Origin of the sequence: Frankia sp. ACN1ag, assembly GCF_001414035.1 — a bacterium.
Lineage (GTDB): Bacteria > Actinomycetota > Actinomycetes > Frankiales > Frankiaceae > Frankia > Frankia torreyi.
The window spans coordinates 196,329-215,256 of record NZ_LJPA01000005.1 but is presented as its reverse complement, the minus strand read 5'-3'; the positions used below and the strand labels follow the sequence as shown (position 1 = coordinate 215,256).

18 protein-coding genes and 4 pseudogenes are annotated in these 18,928 nt (G+C 69.6%); 10 read left to right on the top strand and 12 right to left on the bottom strand.

Going from position 1 to position 18,928, the window contains the following annotated elements; genetic code table 11:
• The first annotated feature begins 76 nt into the window (after positions 1 to 76).
• Together UK82_RS06280 and UK82_RS06275 are read left to right on the top strand one after the other, a co-directional pair.
• On the top strand, positions 77 to 2,401 hold the full coding sequence (locus tag UK82_RS06280) for a hypothetical protein (RefSeq protein WP_152989810.1): 2,325 nt from the start codon (positions 77 to 79) through the stop codon (positions 2,399 to 2,401).
• On the top strand, positions 2,398 to 2,769 hold the full coding sequence (locus UK82_RS06275) for a hypothetical protein (protein ID WP_055406600.1): 372 nt from the start codon (positions 2,398 to 2,400) through the stop codon (positions 2,767 to 2,769). Before UK82_RS06280 ends, UK82_RS06275 begins: the two co-directional genes overlap by 4 nt.
• A gap of 1 nt (position 2,770) precedes the next feature.
• Here UK82_RS06275 and UK82_RS06270 read toward each other — a convergent pair whose 3' ends face one another.
• The gene (locus UK82_RS06270; protein ID WP_055406599.1) at positions 2,771 to 3,067 is read right to left on the bottom strand and encodes a hypothetical protein; all 297 of its coding nucleotides are present in this window, start codon (positions 3,065 to 3,067) and stop codon (positions 2,771 to 2,773) included.
• 171 nt (positions 3,068 to 3,238) lie between these two features.
• Between UK82_RS06270 and UK82_RS06265 the strand changes: the two genes are divergently transcribed.
• Complete coding sequence (locus UK82_RS06265) at positions 3,239 to 3,466, top strand: hypothetical protein (RefSeq protein WP_236705568.1); 228 nt, start codon at positions 3,239 to 3,241, stop codon at positions 3,464 to 3,466.
• A gap of 159 nt (positions 3,467 to 3,625) precedes the next feature.
• Positions 3,626 to 4,588 (top strand): hypothetical protein, encoded by a 963-nt coding sequence (locus tag UK82_RS06260; protein WP_055406597.1) that lies wholly within the window; start codon positions 3,626 to 3,628, stop codon positions 4,586 to 4,588.
• Between the two features lie 165 nt (positions 4,589 to 4,753).
• Here the strand turns inward: UK82_RS06260 and UK82_RS06255 are convergent, their stop codons facing one another.
• The 5 genes from UK82_RS06255 to UK82_RS06235 form a co-directional block, all read right to left on the bottom strand.
• Entirely contained in the window at positions 4,754 to 5,032 is a 279-nt protein-coding gene (locus UK82_RS06255) for a hypothetical protein (protein ID WP_055406596.1), read from the bottom strand.
• Positions 5,029 to 5,328 carry a hypothetical protein gene (locus tag UK82_RS06250; RefSeq protein WP_055406595.1) on the bottom strand — a complete coding sequence of 100 codons (300 nt, stop codon included), beginning with the start codon at positions 5,326 to 5,328 and terminating at the stop codon, positions 5,029 to 5,031. Before UK82_RS06250 ends, UK82_RS06255 begins: the two co-directional genes overlap by 4 nt.
• On the bottom strand, positions 5,325 to 5,588 hold the full coding sequence (locus UK82_RS06245; RefSeq protein WP_152989809.1) for a hypothetical protein: 264 nt from the start codon (positions 5,586 to 5,588) through the stop codon (positions 5,325 to 5,327). Before UK82_RS06245 ends, UK82_RS06250 begins: the two co-directional genes overlap by 4 nt.
• A gap of 8 nt (positions 5,589 to 5,596) precedes the next feature.
• Positions 5,597 to 6,034: a hypothetical protein gene (locus tag UK82_RS06240; protein WP_055406593.1), complete on the bottom strand. Its 438-nt coding sequence runs from the start codon at positions 6,032 to 6,034 to the stop codon at positions 5,597 to 5,599.
• A gap of 77 nt (positions 6,035 to 6,111) precedes the next feature.
• On the bottom strand, positions 6,112 to 6,885 hold the full coding sequence (locus UK82_RS06235) for a helix-turn-helix domain-containing protein (protein WP_161849095.1): 774 nt from the start codon (positions 6,883 to 6,885) through the stop codon (positions 6,112 to 6,114).
• A 132-nt stretch (positions 6,886 to 7,017) separates the two neighbouring features.
• Here UK82_RS06235 and UK82_RS06230 point away from each other — a divergent pair, with 132 nt between their 5' ends.
• The 6 genes from UK82_RS06230 to UK82_RS30670 all read left to right on the top strand — a co-directional run bounded on the left by UK82_RS06230 (position 7,018) and on the right by UK82_RS30670 (position 12,115).
• Complete coding sequence (locus UK82_RS06230; protein ID WP_055406591.1) at positions 7,018 to 7,221, top strand: AlpA family transcriptional regulator; 204 nt, start codon at positions 7,018 to 7,020, stop codon at positions 7,219 to 7,221.
• An 827-nt stretch (positions 7,222 to 8,048) separates the two neighbouring features.
• Positions 8,049 to 8,357, top strand: a complete 309-nt coding sequence (locus UK82_RS06225; protein ID WP_044883631.1) for a hypothetical protein — start codon at positions 8,049 to 8,051, stop codon at positions 8,355 to 8,357.
• A gap of 287 nt (positions 8,358 to 8,644) precedes the next feature.
• Positions 8,645 to 9,112 (top strand): protein kinase domain-containing protein, encoded by a 468-nt coding sequence (locus UK82_RS06220; RefSeq protein ID WP_236705567.1) that lies wholly within the window; start codon positions 8,645 to 8,647, stop codon positions 9,110 to 9,112.
• 464 nt (positions 9,113 to 9,576) lie between these two features.
• Entirely contained in the window at positions 9,577 to 9,873 is a 297-nt protein-coding gene (locus tag UK82_RS06215) for a hypothetical protein (RefSeq protein WP_128423257.1), read from the top strand.
• A gap of 271 nt (positions 9,874 to 10,144) precedes the next feature.
• Positions 10,145 to 10,687 (top strand): hypothetical protein, encoded by a 543-nt coding sequence (locus UK82_RS31025; protein ID WP_055406589.1) that lies wholly within the window; start codon positions 10,145 to 10,147, stop codon positions 10,685 to 10,687.
• A gap of 9 nt (positions 10,688 to 10,696) precedes the next feature.
• Positions 10,697 to 12,115: an AIPR family protein gene (locus UK82_RS30670; protein ID WP_083507076.1), complete on the top strand. Its 1,419-nt coding sequence runs from the start codon at positions 10,697 to 10,699 to the stop codon at positions 12,113 to 12,115.
• A 63-nt stretch (positions 12,116 to 12,178) separates the two neighbouring features.
• Here UK82_RS30670 and UK82_RS36150 read toward each other — a convergent pair.
• The 6 genes and pseudogenes from UK82_RS36150 to UK82_RS06190 form a co-directional block, all read right to left on the bottom strand.
• Positions 12,179 to 12,968 (bottom strand): annotated as a pseudogene (locus UK82_RS36150) (class I SAM-dependent DNA methyltransferase); the annotation flags it as partial.
• A 1-nt stretch (position 12,969) separates the two neighbouring features.
• Positions 12,970 to 13,600 (bottom strand): annotated as a pseudogene (locus UK82_RS36145) (class I SAM-dependent DNA methyltransferase); the annotation flags it as partial.
• Position 13,601: 1 nt separating this feature from the next.
• Positions 13,602 to 13,659 (bottom strand): annotated as a pseudogene (locus UK82_RS42385) (hypothetical protein); the annotation flags it as partial.
• A gap of 75 nt (positions 13,660 to 13,734) precedes the next feature.
• Positions 13,735 to 14,619, bottom strand: coding sequence for a restriction endonuclease subunit S (locus UK82_RS36140; RefSeq protein WP_236705583.1), 885 nt, complete (start codon positions 14,617 to 14,619; stop codon positions 13,735 to 13,737).
• Positions 14,620 to 14,814: 195 nt separating this feature from the next.
• Positions 14,815 to 15,204, bottom strand: a pseudogene (locus tag UK82_RS42380) (restriction endonuclease subunit S); the annotation flags it as partial.
• Entirely contained in the window at positions 15,201 to 18,836 is a 3,636-nt protein-coding gene (locus UK82_RS06190; RefSeq protein WP_161849094.1) for a DEAD/DEAH box helicase family protein, read from the bottom strand. The pseudogene UK82_RS42380 and the gene UK82_RS06190, both read right to left, overlap by 4 nt.
• Between the last annotated feature and the right edge of the window lie 92 nt (positions 18,837 to 18,928).

The window sequence follows — 18,928 nt, the reverse complement described above, 5'->3', positions numbered from 1 at the left end:
ACCTGACGCCACTACGGTAATCACCCATACACGGGGTGCCATCCACACCCCGCGCTTTCCGGCGTGGAGTGTGGATATGGCCAGTTCATCAACGAGTCTCGCGTTCCGCCTTTTCGGCGTCGATGTCACCGCGTCGCGAACGTTGCGTGACGTCGGTGACGAGGCCGACCGGACCGGCCGGCGGCTGAATGACGTCTCTGATTCCGGCCGCGGTTTCCCGGAGCTGAACGCCCGTCTCGCGGGCATGGCCGAGGGAATGCGCAGCGCCGCCGAGCGTTCGGCCGGCCTCGCCGTGACCATGGGTACGACCGCGGTCAAGCTGCTCGCCGGCGCCCAGGCCGCCGCGCAGATCGGCTCGACGCTCGCGCAGGCCGGCGCCGGCGCGGGTGTGCTGGCACCGGCGCTGCTCACCGGCGCCCAGGCCCTCGGCACGCTGAAGCTCGTCAGCGATGAGGCGGGCCGCCAGCTCAAGCAGCTACAGCCCCAGTTCGACGGCATCAAGAAGGCCGCAGAGGGTGCGTTCGGCCCTCAGTTCAACGTCGCGGTGAAGACGTTCGCGTCCAACCTGCCCGTCGTGCGGGAGGGTGTGCGGCAGACGGCGAAGGTGTTCGGGGATCTGTCGGTCACCGCGGCCAAGGTGTTCTCCGGTCCGGCGTTCCGTAAGGACCTTGCCGACATCATGACCGCCAACGCAGCCGCGACCGCGAACCTCGGGTTCGCCGGACTCGACATGGCCGAGGCGTTCTTCGACGTCGCGGTGGCAGCGAAGGCCGTGTGGGTCGGGCTGACGCGGAACCTGAACGTCGGGGCCGACAGCATCGCGCAGTGGGTCGCGGCAAAAAGGGCGTCGGGAGAACTCACCGCGGCCATTCAGAACGGCGCGAACACCATCGGGAACATCGTCACATCCCTGTGGAACTTCGGGGTCGGAGTGAAGGCGTTGTTCTCCGCCATCTCCGCGGACGGGGTGAACCTCTCCGACAACCTTCTGACCATGTCGCAGCGGTTCCGGGACTGGGCCACCAGCGCCCAGGTGACCGGCACCGTCACCGCGCTGTTCCAGGGGCTCCGCACGGCCGCGAGCCTGGCCAGGACCGCCATCAGCGACGCTGCCACCGAGGTGGCTACCGGCTTCGCCAACGGCGAGGTCGCGCCCGGGTTGACCGGTCTCGCCGGCGGCTTCCAGGAGCTCGGCGTGCGCGCCCGCGCCCTGGTCGACCTCGCCCGCAACGACCTGTGGCCGACGCTGGTCAGCGTCGCCCAGGTCGTCAACGATCAGTTGCTTCCCGCGTTCCAGGGCATCAGCTCGACGGTCTTCCAGGTCACCACCGGCGCCCTGGCCTCCCTGCTGCGCATCGCTCGCGACGACCTCGTGCCGGTCTTCCGCGACCAGGTCGCGCCGATCCTGCGCGAGGATGTCGTACCCGCCGTGCAGGCGCTCGGCAACTGGATCACAACCACGCTGCTGCCCGCGGTCGAAAGCCTCGCCGCCGCCCTGGCCGGCCGCCTCGGCCAGGCCCTGTCCGGCGTGCTCGACGCGCTACGGCAGAACGAGCCGCAACTGAAGGTCTTCGGCCAGGCCCTGCTCGACATCGCCACCGTGATCGTGAAGGTCGTCGAGTTCGCCCTGAAGAACAACCTCGGCGGGGCAATGATCGCCGTCGGGCTGGCCATCCGGGCCACCATCGACATCATCGGCGCGTACGTCACCGCCTCGCTGCGCCTGGCCGCCGTCGCCCTGGAGGTCGCCGGCACCGTTATCACCGCGTTCCGCGGCATCTTCGACGGCGTCCTGACCTCGGTGACCGGGATCATCTCCACCATGGCCCGACTCCCCGGGCCGCTGGGCGCACCCTGGCGTTCCGCGCAGGACGCCGTCACCGGCTTCCGCACCCGAGTCGACGCCGACCTGACCACCGCCGAGAACCGCGTCAACACCGCCAAGAGCAACATCAACAACTGGCTTGCCGGGATCAACGACAAGACCGTGACGATCACCGTCAAGGAACGGCGAGAACTGGATTACTACTCGAACACCTCGCCCAACGCGCCGGGCCTGACCTACTACGCCTCGGGCGGGCGGCCGCGGCCCGGGGAGTGGTCCGTGGTCGGCGAGAACGGCCCGGAGCTCGTCCGCTGGGCCGCGTCCGCGCAGGTCTTCTCCAACGCCGCCAGCGCCCGCATGCTCAGCGCCGGGCGGACCCTGCCCACCTACAACCCCGCCCCCCAGCTTTCCGACCGTTACGGCGCCGGCGCGACCATCGTCAACGTCACGGTCAACGCGCCGGTGTCCGGCAGCGTCACCACGGAGCGGGACCTTGCCGAGTCGATCGCCGGCCGCGTCCGCGACACCATCGCCACCAGAATCAGCGGCAGCAACGGACGGCGGTCTGGTCTGTGACCGACATCGAGGAGTGGATGGTCCGGGTCGTGGAGGCCATCAGCGAGCCGGTGGCGTACGCCGTGTTCCGCACGCCCGACCCCGACGAACGCGCGCATCTCGCCCGCATCCTGCCCGCCGGTCAGGGATGGGTCATCCGCTTCGACGCGACCCCGGACGGGGCGGTCGTCGTCGTTGACGTCGACCTGGGCGACGCCGGCCGCGGCGGCGTCGTGCCGTTCGCCCGCGTCGCCATCGGCGACGAACCGGGCGACATCCCGCGGGAGTGGCTGCCCGACGGCCTACGCGCCCAGCTCGACGCCGAGTGCGCCGCCGCCGCCGCGGATCTACCCGACGTGCCCGACACCGCCGCCGAACTGCTGGGGTAGCTCAGACCCCGCCGCCGGCCGCAGCCGGAGCACCCTCAAACACCAGCATGACCGTGCCCGCATGCAGCGACGCCTCGACGAGACGGACGCCGGCCGGCAGGAACCGCGCCAACGCCGACGTCAGGTCGGCCGCCCGGATGCCCTGATCGGCAAGCACCGTCGCCTGCCCGATCAGCGGACTGTGGTGGACGGACGCCCCCGGCTGCGGCGGGAACTGCGCACCGGCACCCGGCTCGGCCTGGCCCTGCTCGTCGTCCACCTCGACGTCGTCGATGACGTCGGTAGGTTCGTCGGTCATAGCGGTCGGCTCCCTCCGGCCGTAGCCCCGTCCCGGTTGGCAGACCGGACGGGGCTTTTCATGTCCACGCGACCGGGACGGCGCGCGACGGTTCGGGCACGGTAGCGCGTCTACGGACCCGGGTACAGATGTGCAGTCCCGGACCCGGGTACTCGCCTGAGCATCCGCACCGTGAACCCCGTCGACGAGCCAGCGCGACCGAGTGAGCTGGTCACCTTCACGGAGATCCGCGAAGCGCTCGGCGTCGGCAAGAGCCGGGCCCACACGATCACGACGCACTTCGCGTTCCCGCGTCCGTGGTTCACCGACCGAGACGGCCGCATCCGTCTGTGGCGCCGCGCCGACGTCGAGCGATGGTTGGACGCCAACCGACCCGGTTGGCGGGAGACCACGCCGTAGCCTCCGTTTTGCTCGCAGCCAGTGACCGTGTCCGACTAGCGTCCGATGGGGTATCGGGTCAACACGGGGCGTGAGCATGGACGAGAACCTGGTCATCCGCCGTCCACGGACGGATCATCGACTCGGGAGGCGGGCGACCTTCCGGGTAGTAGGTGGTCCATGGGCGACGGCATCGGTATCAACCGGCGGCATCTGGTCCTTCTCGCGGGCATCGGGCTCGTGCCCGCGGCGGACCTCGTGAGCGCGCGGCACTTCTCCGATCATGCGTCCGTGGTGATCGACAACCTGTATGCGGAGTACCCGCGCCGGGACCTCGCCGCAACGGCCCGGACCGCCGGCGCGCACCTTCGTAGCCTCGCCGCGGTCGGTGGCCAGCGGATGCGGTCCCAGGTGGCGCGAGAGGTCATGATGTTGCAGGGTCGGGCCGGCGCGCTGCGGGCCCGCGCCCTGGTGGACGCCGGCGACACCGAGGCCGCGTGGCGCGTGCTGGGCACGGCGATCGCCCGCGCGTCCCGCGCCGGGGACCGGCGGACCGTGGCGTTCGGGTTCGCCACGAAGAGCGCCGCCGACCTCGCGGACGGCCGGCCAGGCGACGCCCTACGCATCGCCGAGCGGGGGTTGCACGTCAGCGGCGACGACCCGCGGCTGTACCTCGCGGCCGCCCGCGCACACGCCGCCCGGCTCGACGTCGACGCCGCGGACGCCGACATCCGGATCGCAGAACGGCTCCTCGACGAGCAGGACGCCCCGATGATCGGCGGGCCGATGCCCGGGGTCACGTCCCGGCTGGAGTGGAGCCGCGCCGCGGTCGACGTCTACGCCCGCGGCGGCCGCAGCGACCGCGCCCGCGAGGTCCTGGAGACCACCGTGGCCGCCGTGCCCGCGAGCCTGACCGAGGACACCCGCCAGGCGCTCGGCGCATCCTTCGCCCTGGTGCAGGCGCGCGCCGAACCCGACGCCGGCGCCGACATCCTGCACCGGACGCTGACCGCCTCGGCCGCCATGGGCCGCCCGGCGCGCACGGTCACGGCACGGGTCGACGCGTTCCTGGCCGCCGTGCCAGACCAGCGTCACCCCGCCGTGCGCGAGCTGGTCGACCTCCGGCGCTCCCTGGACGTCTGACCCGCGCACAGCGCCGTGTGAGGGCCTGGCCGGCGCCGGAGTCCCGGGGTGGTGAGAACACCCCGGGGCCCGGTTTTCACCAGCGGTTCCCCGACCGGCCGCGACGGGTCCGACGAGGCAGAGCCCCCGGGTGGGTGCCCGGGGGCTCTGCCCCCGGCGGACTGGTCAGTCCCCGCCGGCGCCGGCGCGCAGCTCGGCGATGAGCGCCAGGACCAGCTTTCCGACCGCGATGCCGCCGGCGCGGTAGCTGTCCGGGCGGCCGCCGGCCGAGGCCATCACCGCCCGCAACGGCTCCTCGTCGCCGCTGGCGAGGTACGCCGCCAGGGCGTCGACCACGTCGCCGGCGCCGGCAGCGAACGCCGCGTGGTCGTCGTCGAGCAGGAAGGCGAGGGCAGCGTCGGCGCGGCGGACCGCGGCGACGAGGTCGTCAGCGTCGCCCGTCATCGGCTCGCCCCCGCATCGGCGAGCCGGATCTCTCGGTCCCGCGCGGCGACGAGGTCGCGCCGCTCGGCCGCCGCCAGATCGACCGCGGCGAGCCAGCGCAGACCGCGCGCCGCCTCGACGAGGTCGCCCTGGCGCAGCGCCCGGATGACCTCGCCGGGCCGGCCGGCGGACTGCACCGCGGCCGCCACGTACGCGCCGCCGACCGTGTCGCCAGCGATCCGGGCGACAGCCGCGCGGGCGTTGGCCAGCTCGGTCCGGGTCGGGGTGAGCAGGTGTGTCGGGATGCCGCCGGTCATCGGGCCACCTCCGTCGTGGCCGCGTCCAGCTCGACGAACCGGGCGCGGCTGGCGCGGCCGTCGGCGACGAGCATGCGCAGCGCGGCCGCGGCCATCACCGGGTCGCCACCGTCGAGCATGTCCACGACCACCTCGGCGTTGATCGAGCCGCTTGCCTGCGCCGCCCGCCGGAGGTCGTCGAGGCTGTCGTACCGGGCGTAGCGCCGCCCAGCACGTGCCAGCTCGGCAGCGTCGGGTTCCAGCTCGGACATGGGGATCATGCGGTCGTTCATCGTCCGGCCTCCAGCGCGACCAGGGACGCCCGGGAGACGCCGGTGCCGAGGCGGACGAGCTTGCCCGAGCTCGGCGCGGCGTAGCGGCGTGTGGTGGCCACGGACAAACCGAGGCGGACGGCCGCGTCCATGAAGGACACGACCTCGTCCATGGTGGCGTCGGGGGTGACGGGCTCCTCGTCGGGGGTGACGGGAGCGAGGAACACGACCGCGTTGGGCACCGAGAGCGGGGTGACCGGCTCCTCGGCGGGGGTGACGCCGGCCGGCACCGGGTGGGCGACCGCCGGCGGGAACAGGTCGCTGATGATCTGTGCGCGGGTGATCGGTCGGCCGGCTCCGAGCGCGTGGGCCAGGGCGATCCGGACGGCCGCGCGCTGGGTGGGCGTGAGGGTCGCCGGCGGCTGTGCGCCGGCGGGAAGCAGGGTCGTGGGCATGCTCGTACTCCCTGACGAAGGGTGAGGGTTCCCGGGCGGGCGGACGTCACCGCCGGGCGAGGTCTGTGGGGTGGTGCTCAGGCCGCGCGGCGCCGCGCGGCGAGGACCGCTCGGCAGGCCGCCGCGCCGGCCGCGTTGACCTCCGGCCGGAGCTGCGGCGCCGGCGGGGCCGAGGTCGCCGGAGTGCCTGCGGGGACGCCGGACGGGGCGTGGAGACCGCTCCACAGGCCGAGCCACGCGGACCACCACCGGGCGGGCCGGAGTGGCTGGTGCGCGCGGTACGCCGCGCCGACGAGAGCGGGCACGCCATGGCGGGACAGCGCCGCGCGGACGTCGGCGACCTGCTCGCCGGTCAGCGAGAACGACGCCCGCAGACCACGGGACGTCAGGGCGTCCGCCAGCGGTCGGAGGTCTTCGGGCAGCTTCCGGATGCGCTTCGGGCGGGGCGCGGCCTGCGCCGCCTCGACCGAAGGGAGAGGCGGGGTAAACACCGGGGATCGGCGGTCATCCTGACCGGCCTGCCCGGTCACCGCGTCGGGTTCCGCCGGCGGCCGCACGAGTCGGTACCGGCTGGACCGCCGGCCGCCGCCGACCTCGGTGACGATGACGCCGGCCGCCTCAAGGGCGCGCAGCGCGCGGCGGGCGGTCCGGATCGAGACCTCGGCGCGCTCCGCGAGCGTGGCCACGGCAGGCCAGGCACCCGACCAGGAATCCCGGTCGACGAAGACGACCAGGGCGACGAGGACCGCGCGGCAGGCACGGACGGACACGCCGGGCGCCGGCGCCAAGGGCACCGCGCGAGCGTGGGTGAACAGGGCGCGCACTGCGCCCCGTGGGATGCTGGGAACCACGGTTCGACTCCTGTTACAGCAGGATCGGATCGAGGGCCCGTTCCGGTGTTGGTAGCACCGGGCGGGCCCGCCCCTTGGTGGGGTTTCCCCACCTTAGCACGGGTGGTGGGGTAACCCCACTAGACTGGGCCCATGAGTTCTGCCGACCCGCGCCCTGTATGGACGACTCGCGACCTCGCCGAGCGCCTCGGCGTTGGCGCCGAGCAGGGCCGCCGGATCGCCAATCGCGCCGACTTCCCGCCGCCGCTCTTCATGCACGGCGTGACGCGTTTCTGGGGCATCGACGATGTCGAGCAGTGGATCACCGAGCACCGGCCAGACAAGCCCGCCGAGTAGCTCGGCGTGACGAACGGCCCCGGACGCATCCGCGCGTCCGGGGCCGTTGCCATGTCGATCTCTGGGCCGTTTCTGGGCCGTTTCACTCGTCAAAGACCGCAAGGATCAGAAAGACGAGGAAAGATCAAACCTCCTGGTCAGAGCCATGATCGGCGGGCCGCCGCAGGCCAGGAAACCCGCGGGACCTGTACCCGGCTTACAGGCCACCTCGTCCGCACTACCAGCACGTTCTCGCGGATCACGCGATCTACCAGGAACTTTGGTCTTTCGCGATCTCCCCCCTGTCTCCCGGCTGCGCGGGTTCGGCCCTGCGAGGCCGTGGGACGCCGCGCCCGAGGTCAGTGAGTCTCCCGCCGCCGGGAGCACGCCGCCGGGAGCACGCCGCCGGGAGCACGCCGCCGGCCGGATGACCTGCTACTGGCCGCCCTCGCTCCGACACCGGTGACACCCGAGGTTGCTTCCACCTCGGCGCACTTCAGCCGCGTAGCTGTCGGTCCACCACGAAGACCACGAAGCGGTAACCCGGAGCGAACTACCGTGGTGTAGTTCGCCACCAATCCAAGTGCCAGCGACGATGCCCGGGTAGGTTCGAGTGGAGGTCGATGGATGCCACGACCGCGGCACCCGATCAAGGAGCTGGAGGCACTCCTCCGAAACGGGGAAGCCCAAGGTTGGAAAGTCACCAAGGGTAGCGGGTACTTCCGGATGTTCTGTACGTGCGGCGATGGTCACTACAAGTGGGTGCACCTAACACCGTCGAACCCGCGATACGAACGGAACCTACGGAGCTACCTGAGGAGCAGGACCTGCTGGAAGGAGGGCGGACTATGAAGTATGAAGGCCTCGTCGAGCTCACGGTGACCGGTCCCATCGGCGACTTCGAGACTCGCACCGACCAGCTCATGGATGCCCTGCTCACTCTGGAAGACCTCATCGACCCCGACATCGGCGGCAACCTCACCGAGGGCCGGATGGACATCACCATGACCATCGAGGCTGACACCATCCCTGATGCGGCCTACAAGAGCCTCTGCGCAGTGCGGACCGCGATTCACGCCGTTGGCGGGGCCACTCCGGGCTGGGAACGCCTGATCCAGAAGATGACCGCAGAGGCTCGACAGCCCGCCGACGCCTAGAGACCCGCGGCCCTTCACTGCACGCAGGCGGCGGCCATCACGCAACTCCAGGAGATGCTCGACCGGGTACGCGGCGAGCCGGTGTCCCGGACTCGGGCGCAGGTGATCGCCCGACCTGAAGGGCGTCCCGGACCCGCTGATCAGCCGTCCGTCCGCCGAGGACCCGCGGCGGCGCCCGTGGGCCGACGTCGAGGAGTGGCTGGACGGGCATCGTGGCGATGCCCTACACGGGCAGGTCGCGATCCGACAGCTCATCGATGGCGGTGGGCCACGAGCGGAGGGGTCCGATGCCGGTGAGGCCGTTGCGCGCCATCGATCCCCGGGCGGTGGGGCCGTACCGGCTGCCCGCGCGCCTGGGCAGCGGCGGCCTGGGAATGGTCTACCTCGGCGAGGACGCCGACCCGGAGGCGGAGACTCCGTGGCTTGCGACCGAGTACATCGAGGGCCCGACCCTGACGGCCGAGGTGGCACGCAGCGGCCCGCTGTCGACCGCGGCGCTGCAGACGCTCGCGGTGGAGCTGGCGACGGCCCTGGTCGCCATCCACGGCGCCGGCGTGGTGCATCGCGACCTCAAGCCCGGCAACGTGATGCTGGCCGACGACGGCGCCAAAGTGATCGACTTCGGGATCGCCACCGGGGTGCCGGGACCGTCACGGTCACCGGCGTGGTCCTCGGCAGCGTCGGCTACATGGCGCCCGAACTGCTCACCACGACCGGTTCGCCCGGACCGGCCGCCGACATCTCCTGGCCCCTGACCCTGTCGGAGGTCACTGGCACCGGCGACGGCGGCAAAGTCGGTGGGAGCCGGAGCATCCTTCCCGCCCCGCCTTCGAACAGCAATGTCGACGGCCGCGATGGCGAGCCAAGACTGCCATCTCCGCACGCAAGGCCACAAAAGAGCTACACACAGTGAACTACAGTCGTGTAGTTGCCCATGTAGCGCTGCGGCCGGCCCGGGAACCTAGGTAAGTTCATGCGGAGGTGGCGGGATGCCACGATCGAGGCACCCGATCAAGGAGCTGGAGGCGTTCCTCCGACAGGCGGAGAGTCAGAGCTGGAGAGTCGAGAAGGGCAAAAAGTACTTCAAGATCTACTGCCCGTGTGGAGAGCACAAGCACACCGTGCATCTCACTCCATCCGACCCGCGCTACGAGAAGAACCTCCGCGGACACCTGAAGAGCCGAACATGCTGGGAGGAGGCCCCGTGATGAAGTACCAGATGCTGATCGAGCTGCAGGTAGTCGGCCCGCTGGACGACCTTGACGAGGTTTCTGACCGGCTGGCCGACGCGCTGTACGAACTTCATGACGTGATCGACCCCGATCTCAGCACCAACCTGAAGACGGGCCGTCTCGACGTCACGATGATCGTGGATGTCGCGACTCTCGAAGAAGCCCTACGCAAGACGCTCGCGGCGACACGCGCGGCCGTCCACGCGACCGGTGGCTCGACCCCGGACTGGGACCAGATGTTCCGCGAGGTTGGAACGCAGGCCCGCGAACTCACCGACGCCTAGCCGGCCGGGGATCGTCGACCGGCCGGGGCTCCGCCCTCCCCGGCCAGCCAGCCGCCCGGGCCGAGATCCACGGGTCAGGGTCGGTGGATATCAAGTGGTCTACCACCCCGACGACGACTGAATATGGCCCGAAGCCCCTCGCACGCCGTCGAGTAGACGGCCAAGGCGGCAGCCTCGGCGGTCGGTCCGCCGCAGCGGGACTACTGCGTACCGCAAAGGGGACGCCCCGTAAGCTTGCATGCACGATGCGGCGAAGGGGGCGTTCGGTCGGATGAGCGGAAAGCCTGGTAAGGCGATTCCCGGGGCCGTCATCGCGGTCCAGTCCGCGCTGACCCGCGAGTTCGAGGGGCTCATCGACACAGCCGACGTCACCCACCCGGACCCAGGCGAGCGCCGCCGGAAATTCCTGTCCCGGGCGCTCGCCGCGCTGGTCGCCCGGGACCGGGCCGCGTGCGACACGGCCGACGCCGCCGAGCTGGTCATCGACGGGCGGGATGATTTCGGTATCGACGCCATCGCCGTGGCCGCGGGTGAGCCGAGGCTCTGGTTGATCCAGTCGAAGTGGAGCGACCGCGGCGAGGCCGGCCTGAACTCCGGCGAGGCCCTCAAGACCCTCGAAGGGCTCCGCCTGATCGACCAGCACGAGTTCGACCGCTTCAACGAGCGGCTCCCGGCGCTGGCCGAGCGCATACGTGCCGTGCTCGGCGACGCCAACCGGCGCATCACCTTGAGCGTGGTCCTGATGGGCAGTCAACAGCCCTCCCAGGAAGTGCGGCGGAAGTTCGACGACGCCGTGAAGAGCTTCAACGAGTAGGCCGGGGAGATCGCCCACTGGCACGCCGAGCACGGCAGCCTGCTGTTCAGCAAGAACATCCGTACCAGCCTCGGCATCACAAAGATCAACAGTGGAATCATCGAGACGCTGCTCAAGACCCCCGAGAACTTCTGGTACTACAACAACGGCGTCACCGTGCTCTGCGACGGCCTCACCCTCAACCCCTTCAGTCTGAGTGCGCCGAACGGCGCGGCCAGGCTGACGATCGACGGGGCGAGCGTGGTCAACGGAGCGCAGACCGTCGTCGCCATCAGCGAGGCGGTGAAGAAGAACCCGGCGGCCGCCGGAGCGCGCGTCGGCGTCCGCGTCATCGTCGTGCGGGAGGATGCCGCCGACCTCGCCACCACCATCACCCAGACGACGAACACGCAGAACGACGTCGAACTGCGCGACTTCGTCGCCCTGGATCCGGTGCAGACCGACATCCGGGACGACTTCGCCCTCACCCTCGACAAGACCTATGTCATCAAGCGAGGGGAGATCGACCCGCCGCCCGAGGGCGGCTGTTCCGTCGTGCACGCCTCCATCGCCCTCGCCTGCGCATATCCCGATGTCGAACTGGCGGTGCGGGCGAAGAAGGACACCGCCCTGCTGTGGGAGCGCGACCCGAAGGGCGCCTACACCCTGCTGTTCGGCGGCCGCCGCCCGTCGGCACTGCGGATCTGGCGATGCGTCCAGACCCTGCGCGCGGTGCAGCAAAGCCTCCTCGACAGCCGCGACGACCGCCGCGGCCGTGCGCAGGCGGTCGCGGAGCACGGTGACCTGCTGATCGCGCACATCGTCTTCGCCAAGATCACCCTGGACGGGGTCGATGATCCTGACGTCGACTGGTCCGCCCGGCTCGCCGACGTGCCGGAGCTGGTCCGGCAGACGATCGGTTGGCTCGTCCTGCACATCGACGTCCACTTCAGCCAGACCGCCTTCATCGGCAGCACGCTGACTAGCACCGAGCGGTGCAAGACCCTGGTCGAGCTGGTGCTTCGCAACATCGCAAGCCCCCAGCCGGAGCCGACTCTGCCCGACGCCTACAGCCCGCCGAAGGCGGAACGGCGTAGCCGCCGGCCGAACTCGGTGGGGGTCCTGGTCGACGCGAACAGGATCGGAAACGGCGCACGGCTGGTGTTCTCCACCGCGAGCAAGGCCGAGGAGCGCGCGATCGGAAGCTGGTTGGCGGCCAATCCGCGGCGGGCCGAGGCGACGTGGACACCCAGTCGCTCGAGGCCGTTGGTCTGGGCGGCGGACGGCCACCAATACGCGCCGTCCGGCCTGGTCATGGAAATGTGGCGGCAGGCGGGATGGAAGCGCTCCCCCGTCTCCGTGCAGGGGCCGGCGCGGTGGTCGCTGCCGGGTGAGGGCTCGCTCGCCGAGCTGGCCGAGGCGGTGCTGCGCGCGAACGAACCCGACTGACGCATCGCCGCGCCGAGCGCACCCGCGAACGCATGACGTCGCTGCGCGGGTGCGCCGGACTCGTCAGAGGGGAAGTTCCCCGACCGCGGGTGCGTCGTCGGCCGACGCGGAGCCGTCGGGTTCCGCGGAACCGTCGCTGCGCGGACCGGCGGCGAGGGACTCGGCGATGGCGGCGAACTCGGCCAGCGCGGCTTCGAGATCCTCGACGATCTCCCGGGCGATGACGTCGGGAGGCAGCAGGCTGTCAGCGTCGTCGAGGCTCGGGTCGCGTAGCCAGGTGATGTCGAGGTTCGCCTTGTCCCGGGCGACCAGCTCGTCGTAGGTGAACGGACGGAACCGCTCGGACTCGACCCGGGTCTTCCGCGGTTCCCCAGGCCGGTAGCAGGCGACGAAGTCGTCAAGGTGCTCTCGGCGCAGCGGGTTCTGCTTGAGTGTGAAATGCTGGCCGACCCGCAGGTCGTAGACCCACATCGTCGTCGTCCACGGCGTGCCCGGCCGGGCTCGGCGCTTGTCGAAGAACAGCACGTTCGCTTTGACCCCGCCGGCGTAGAAGATGCCAGTGGGCAGGCGCAACAGGGTGTGGACGTCGTAGTCAAGCAGCAGCCGGCGGCGGACAGTCTCCCCCGCGCCGCCTTCGAACAGGACATTGTCGGGGACGACGACGGCCGCCCGACCGTTCACGTCCAGCGACGTCGCGATGTGCTGCACGAAGTTGAGCTGCTTGTTCGTCGTCGTCGTCCAGAAATCCGTTCGACTGTAGGCAATGTCGTCCCGGCCGGCGCGGCCATCTTCCCCGATCACCGTGATCGACGACTTTTTCCCGAACGGCGGGTTGGCGAGGATGACCGTCGGGNTGCCCCCGTACCGCCCGGCAAGCGCGTCCCCGACGTCGATGAGCGTGTTGCCGTTGGGCTGGCCGATGCCATGCAGGATCATGTTCATCGCGGCGAGCCGGGCGGTACCGTCGACCAGCTCCGTGCCCTTGATCGCCCCCCGGCTGAAGGCGCTGCGCTGCTCCGGTGTCATCTCGGCGCCGTGATGGCGCTGGATGTAGTCGGCGGCGGCCAGGAGGAAGCCGCCGGTGCCACACGCCGGGTCGTAGACGGTGTCGCCGGGCAGTGGCTGGAGGCAGTCGACCATGGCCGCGGTCAGCGCCCGCGGGGTGAAGTACTGCCCCGCGCCGGACTTGATGTCCTCGGCGCTTTTAGCCAGCAGCTCCTCGTAGGCATCACCCTTGACGTCGACACCGGTCGAAGACCACTGCTCCTTTTCGATCAGATCCACGATGAGCCGCTTCAGCTTGGCCGGATCCTGAATGCGGTTCTGCGCCTTCCGGAAGATCACCCCGAGCATGCCCGATTCCTTGGCAAGCTCCTCCAGTGTATGCCGGTACTCGACCTCCAGATCGTCGCCGTCGTAGTCGAGCAGCCTCTGCCACCGCTCCGCGACCGACTTCAGTGCGACGTCCGGATTCAACCGGCGATTNGCCCGCTCATGCGCCATCTTCAAGAACAACAGATAGGTAAGCTGCTCCACATAGTCGANGGTGGAGACGCCATCGTCTCGCAGCACATCGCAGTAGTTCCACAGCTTCGCGACCAGCCGCCGCGCCTGCGCGCTCACCCCAGCACGTCCTTGTCTTTGTTGATGACAACGTCCTTACCGCTGCCGAGGTCATCGAGCGGCAGCATCGGGACGGACATGGCGGCTTCAGCGGAGGCCCACTCCCCCGCCGGCCGGGACGCGGCCCCGGTAGCCGCGGCCGGCTTCCGATCCTTCGTAGGCAGTCTCGGCGCTCGTCGCCGCGGCACTTTCGCCGCGCCGGCTCGCTCTGCCCGGATCCGCTCCAACAGCACCGACGCTGACTCATCCGCCGGATCCTGCGCCACCAATCGCCCCGCAAACGCCTCCGCGAGCAGCGTCTTCCGCAGTTGTCCAGCGCGGGAATCCAGAAGGGTCATCTGCTCCATCAACCGAGCTGTGCAGCCCTCCACATCAGCCAGCTCGTCAGCGATTTCGATTTGACGATTAAGACTGGGGAAAGGAATTTCAACGTTCCCGAGAATTTTTTGATTCACCTTATATATGCCGGCAGTCGTCCGAGCAGCCGACTCTATCTGATTTCGAACGAGGCGCGATGACCATACCAGAGAGAAATAGCGAGAGTCGATCTTATTTACATCAAGCCTGAGGCGAATCATCGTGTCAGGGTAGGCAACAAAGTCAGGCTCGTCAGCCACAAGACCACCACGCCCGACGAGTGACAGGGTCCCGTTTCCCCGGGACAACAGAAAGTCTCCTTTCCTAATTCGAAATGGAGCAGCTTCCGTCTCGCTCCACGCGCCAATCTTCCGCTGGGAGATATCCACCCCTCTACCGCGAAGCGCATTCAGCCTTAGCACTGGAACGCCCACATGCGCGGTCGGGACCGAACGCCCATTTGCCGGTGGCTCCGCGAGAATATCGCCCAGGCGAACGGTCCTTTTCACGTCCGCATGCGCCATCCGACTAACACTCTCCTGCAGGAGCGGGGTCAATTTCCTCGCGCGCCCTAGGAAATCTACTCCAACGTGTAGACTAAGGAGCAGGTAATCGAGAGCAGCGACGATGCGACGCTGCTCAGACAGGGACGGCACCGGAATCCTCATCGCCCTGAGTCGTTCTTGCGGAAGATGTTTGATCGTACTGCCGGTGGTCANTTCGACGAGCTGACCAGAATGCGCCAGGAACTGAAGGTAGTATGACACAAAATGCGGTTCTACTCTACCGAGAGGGCGAACGCGATGAAGCGCCTTTTGGAAGGCCATGTAAGTACCACCGCCAGGCCACACAGCACAGCGACCCACCTCTCCACCTTCACAAACGAGCAGGTCACCCCGCTGCAGTGCGTAAAGGTCATGCTCGGACGGGTCCAACTCCATCTCAAGGACGTCATCCAGAGAGAAAGAACCCCACCGAACATTAACATTCCGCAGATACGGAACACGGCCTCGCCCGCGATTCTTTCCGCGATCTAGCATTTTTCCAAGTGACGTGTCGGCGATCTCGCCGAGCGTTGCCCATTCCCAGCCGGGGGGGAGGCCGGTCATGCGGTGAGGGCGGTGCGGAGGGAGGCGAGGACGGTTTCGGCGCGGGCGTCGCCGAAGGTGGCAAGGAAGCCGTCGGTGCCGCCGTTCTGGGTGAAGGGCGACTCGTCGAGGTCGCTGTCGTTGAAGGTCGCCGAACTCACCACGATGTTCTTGATCCTTTCCAGCCACCACGTCTGATCGGGGGTGAACGTGACGCCGGCCTGCTGCTGCGCGGCCAGCCAGGCGGTGAACCGCTCATCGACGACCGTCCGGTGGGGTCGCGGCTGGGCGTCGAGGCCCAGCTCGTAGCGGATCAGTCCGATCAGGTCCAACGGTCCGTAACTTACCCCCGGGTCCTCCGGTGCGAGCCCGAGGACCTGGTAGGAATGCCACAGGGTGACCGCGGACCACAGGTGCGGTGGCCGGGCGATCCGCGCGGCCAGCTCGCTGAGCTGCGCGTAGACCGGCCGTGGGCCGCCGCCGTGCTCGTAGGCTGCCTCGATCAGGGCGATCTCGTCGTGGTTCGTCTCCAGAAACGCCCGCCAGGAGGTCACCTGGTCGCGGGCGATCTCGGCCCGGTCCACCCCGCCGGCGGAGAGCAGGACATCCTGATTCACCTCGTCGATGGTGATCTCGTGGGCGCGGCGGATCGCGAGGAGCCGGGCGCGCAGGGCCGGGTTGGCCGCCAGCGGACGGACCGCCGCCACGATCAGTTTGCGCATCTCCGCGGGGCCGCCCTTCTCTGCATCGGCGAGCCTGTCAGGGTCGGCGGCCTGCACCAGGCTGCCGACCACGGACTTCAGCGGCATCTTCGCGAGGTTCTCCAACTCGCTGCGTTCTTCGGCGCTGAGCCGGGTATCGAGGCGGGCGAGGCGGGAGGCGAGCGTCGCTGTCTCGTCGGCGGTGATCTCCAGGCTGCCGGCCTTGCGCAGCAGCGCCTCCAGGCTGATCTGCCGTTCGGTGTGCCGGGCCAGCGGGGCCGCGTCGACCCGCTTCGTGTCGACGACGCCGACCGCGTCGACGAGCACGAACCGGTCCTTCGTCAGCGCATCCGGGGTGACGCTCTGGAACTCGGCCGGGTCGATGGTGCGCGCACCGCGGCCCTTCATCTGTTCGAAGGCGACCGGGCTTTTCGGGTTGCGCAGGAACAGCAGGCATTCCAGCGGGCGCACGTCCGTCCCGGTGGAGATCATGTCGACGGTGACGGCGACGCGCAGCTCCGCCGAGTTCCGGAATGACGCGAGCAGCTCGTCGGTGTTGCGCACCGAATAGGTGATCTTCGCGGCGAAGTCGTTGCCGCGGTCGAAGACCTCGCGGATCCGGCGGACGATCTCGTCGGCGTGGTTGTCGTCGCGGGCGAACACGAGCGTCTTCGGGACCTCGGTGCGCCCCGGGAAGATCTCGGTGAACAGCCGGTCCCGGAACGTCGCCAGCACCAGGTCGAGGTTGCCCTCGCTGATGACGGTCCGGCCGAGCTGGCTGGGGCTGTAGCTGAAGTCGTCGTCCAGCTCCTCGTACCGCTGCTCGCGGGTCCGCCGGTCGCGGCGCGGCACGGTGATGCCGGCCTCAATGGTGTCGCCCTGCTCGCCGTGCTTCGTGCGGATGCGGTACACGTCGAAGTCGACGTTCACCCCGTCCGCGACGGCCTGCTGGTTGCTGTATTCGCTGACCACGTTCCGCTGGAAGTAGCCCAGGGTCTGCTTCGTCGGTGTCGCGGTGAGCCCGGCCTGGAAGGCGTCGAAGTACTCCAGCACCGCCCGCCACTTCCCGTAGATCGATCGGTGACACTCGTCGATGATGATCAGATCGAACGTTTCCGGCGGCAGGGCGACGCTGTAGGTGACGGCGGCCGGCTCCGCCTCCTCGTCCTCCGCTGCCCCCGGGCCGCCGTCGAGCTCCGGGTCGTCGGTCTCGGCGTCCGGCACGCTGCGGCCCGACAGCACCGCGTACAGCCGCTGCACCGTCGAGATGACGACCTGGGTGGAGTCGGCCAGCCCGGAGCCGGCGAGGATCTCGGCGTTGTAAAGGTCGGTGAACCGGCGGCCGTCGTCCGGAATCGTGTAACCGCCGAATTCGGTGCGGGCCTGCCGGCCCAGGTTGTTGCGGTCCACTAGGAACAGCACGCGCCGCGCCCGCGCATGGCGCAGCAGCCGGGCGCTCGCGGTCACCGCCGCGTAGGTCTTGCCGGCGCCGGTCGCCATCTGGATGAGCCCCCGCGGCCGGCCGGCGGCGAGCGAACGCTCCAGCCCGGTCACTGCGTCCACCTGCGCTGAGCGCAGGGAGCCGGTCTCCAGCGGGAATCCAGTCGGCAACGCGGCAAGCCGCGCCCGCAGGGTCGGATGGTCGAGATCCTCGTCGGCCTCCCGCATCCAGCGGGCCAGCGTCGCCGGCTGGTGGAAGGAGAACACCCGCCGGGACCTTGGGTTGGGGTCGAGAACGTTGGTGAACTGGGTCTCGACCGCCGTCGACTCGTAGCGGAAGGGCAGCGGGGATCGCCAGGCGGCCATCTGCTGCTGCTTCGTCAGTGTGCCGGCGTAGCGGGCCGACTGGCCCTCGACCTGCGTCAGCGTCGTGCCCTCCCGCTTAGCCTCGATCACACCAACGAGCGCCTTACCGACGTACAGCAGGTAATCCGCCGGGCCCGAGGCGGTGCGTCCCTCCCGCACCGCCACCCCCTCGGCGGCGAACAGGTTCAGCGCCGAGACGTCCTGGACGACCCAGCCGGCCGCCCGCAGCATGCGATCCACCTCTGCCCGGACCTGGACCTCCGTGCGCGGCTCACGGGCGGCCACCCGGGCCCGCTCGATGAGCGCCTCCCGCTGGCCCGCGCTCGTCGACCGCACGTCCATCCCGGGCAGCCCGATGCCCGCCTCCACGGACAGCACCTCGCGGACCGTCATAGCGTCGGCGTCGGACGGTTCGATCCCTGTGCTGGCCGGCGTCAGGGACGTCTGCCGAGAGGAGTCCGTCATCAGCGCTGAGATGCGCCGGTGAAGCTCGGCGACGGTCGCGTGCAGCGCCTGTGCCTCCGACCGGGCGCGCTCGGCGGCCTGCTCGGCCTCGGTTCGCGCCGCCTGCTCGGCCGCCAGTTCATCCAGGCGTCCGTCGAGGCGGACCTTCGTCTGGGCGAGCCGGTCCCGATAGGCCGCCAGCTCCTCACGCAACTGGCGCAACTCGTCCGCATCAACAGCGGACGACGCCGCAGTGGCCGACTCCGGCGGGGCGGGCGGGACGAAGGCGATGACGCTGCGGTCGGCGGTAAGAAAGCGGTGGAACCACACGCCGAGCTCGAAGCAGTGGCCCACCATGGCGAGCGCTACTCGCACCTCGCCAAAGTAGCCGTGCACTGCTTCGTTGCCGGCGCGACGGACCGCGTCGAACGCCCGTTTGATGCGCGGTTCCAGCAGGCCCGCCCTGGCCAGCGCGGCGAGCCGGTCCACCTGGCGATCCCCCCGGACCGGAGTCGCGGTCCCGGCGACCATCCGCGCCGCCAGTGTCTCGGCGAACTGACGTGCCTTCATCAGGGACGTGTTCGGATCGGGGTAGATGTAGGACTCCGCACTCACCCCGAACAGGACGAGCAGCGGCTCGTGCTCGAGCAGGAACCCGAAGTTCTGGGACGCCCGAGCCAGCCCCACGATCTGTGCGTGCAACGCGCCGTCCACCACGCCCCCACGTGTCCGAGCCGCGAAACCGGTCCCGGAACGGGGCCAGCCGCCTACCATAACGTACATCCGTCGCATCA

What these genes read in the sequence shown, in the direction of transcription:
- UK82_RS06280 (WP_152989810.1), top strand. Translation starts at nt 77, where the DNA reads ATGGCCAGTTCATCAACGAGTCTCGCGTTCCGCCTTTTCGGCGTCGAT.
- UK82_RS06270 (WP_055406599.1), bottom strand. Translation starts at nt 3,067, where the DNA reads ATGACCGACGAACCTACCGACGTCATCGACGACGTCGAGGTGGACGAC.
- UK82_RS06260 (WP_055406597.1), top strand. Translation starts at nt 3,626, where the DNA reads ATGGGCGACGGCATCGGTATCAACCGGCGGCATCTGGTCCTTCTCGCG.
- UK82_RS06255 (WP_055406596.1), bottom strand. Translation starts at nt 5,032, where the DNA reads ATGACGGGCGACGCTGACGACCTCGTCGCCGCGGTCCGCCGCGCCGAC.
- UK82_RS06250 (WP_055406595.1), bottom strand. Translation starts at nt 5,328, where the DNA reads ATGACCGGCGGCATCCCGACACACCTGCTCACCCCGACCCGGACCGAG.
- UK82_RS06245 (WP_152989809.1), bottom strand. Translation starts at nt 5,588, where the DNA reads ATGATCCCCATGTCCGAGCTGGAACCCGACGCTGCCGAGCTGGCACGT.
- UK82_RS06240 (WP_055406593.1), bottom strand. Translation starts at nt 6,034, where the DNA reads ATGCCCACGACCCTGCTTCCCGCCGGCGCACAGCCGCCGGCGACCCTC.
- UK82_RS06230 (WP_055406591.1), top strand. Translation starts at nt 7,018, where the DNA reads ATGAGTTCTGCCGACCCGCGCCCTGTATGGACGACTCGCGACCTCGCC.
- UK82_RS06225 (WP_044883631.1), top strand. Translation starts at nt 8,049, where the DNA reads ATGAAGTATGAAGGCCTCGTCGAGCTCACGGTGACCGGTCCCATCGGC.
- UK82_RS06220 (WP_236705567.1), top strand. Translation starts at nt 8,645, where the DNA reads ATGCCGGTGAGGCCGTTGCGCGCCATCGATCCCCGGGCGGTGGGGCCG.
- UK82_RS06215 (WP_128423257.1), top strand. Translation starts at nt 9,577, where the DNA reads ATGCTGATCGAGCTGCAGGTAGTCGGCCCGCTGGACGACCTTGACGAG.
- UK82_RS31025 (WP_055406589.1), top strand. Translation starts at nt 10,145, where the DNA reads ATGAGCGGAAAGCCTGGTAAGGCGATTCCCGGGGCCGTCATCGCGGTC.
- UK82_RS36140 (WP_236705583.1), bottom strand. Translation starts at nt 14,619, where the DNA reads ATGGCGCATGCGGACGTGAAAAGGACCGTTCGCCTGGGCGATATTCTC.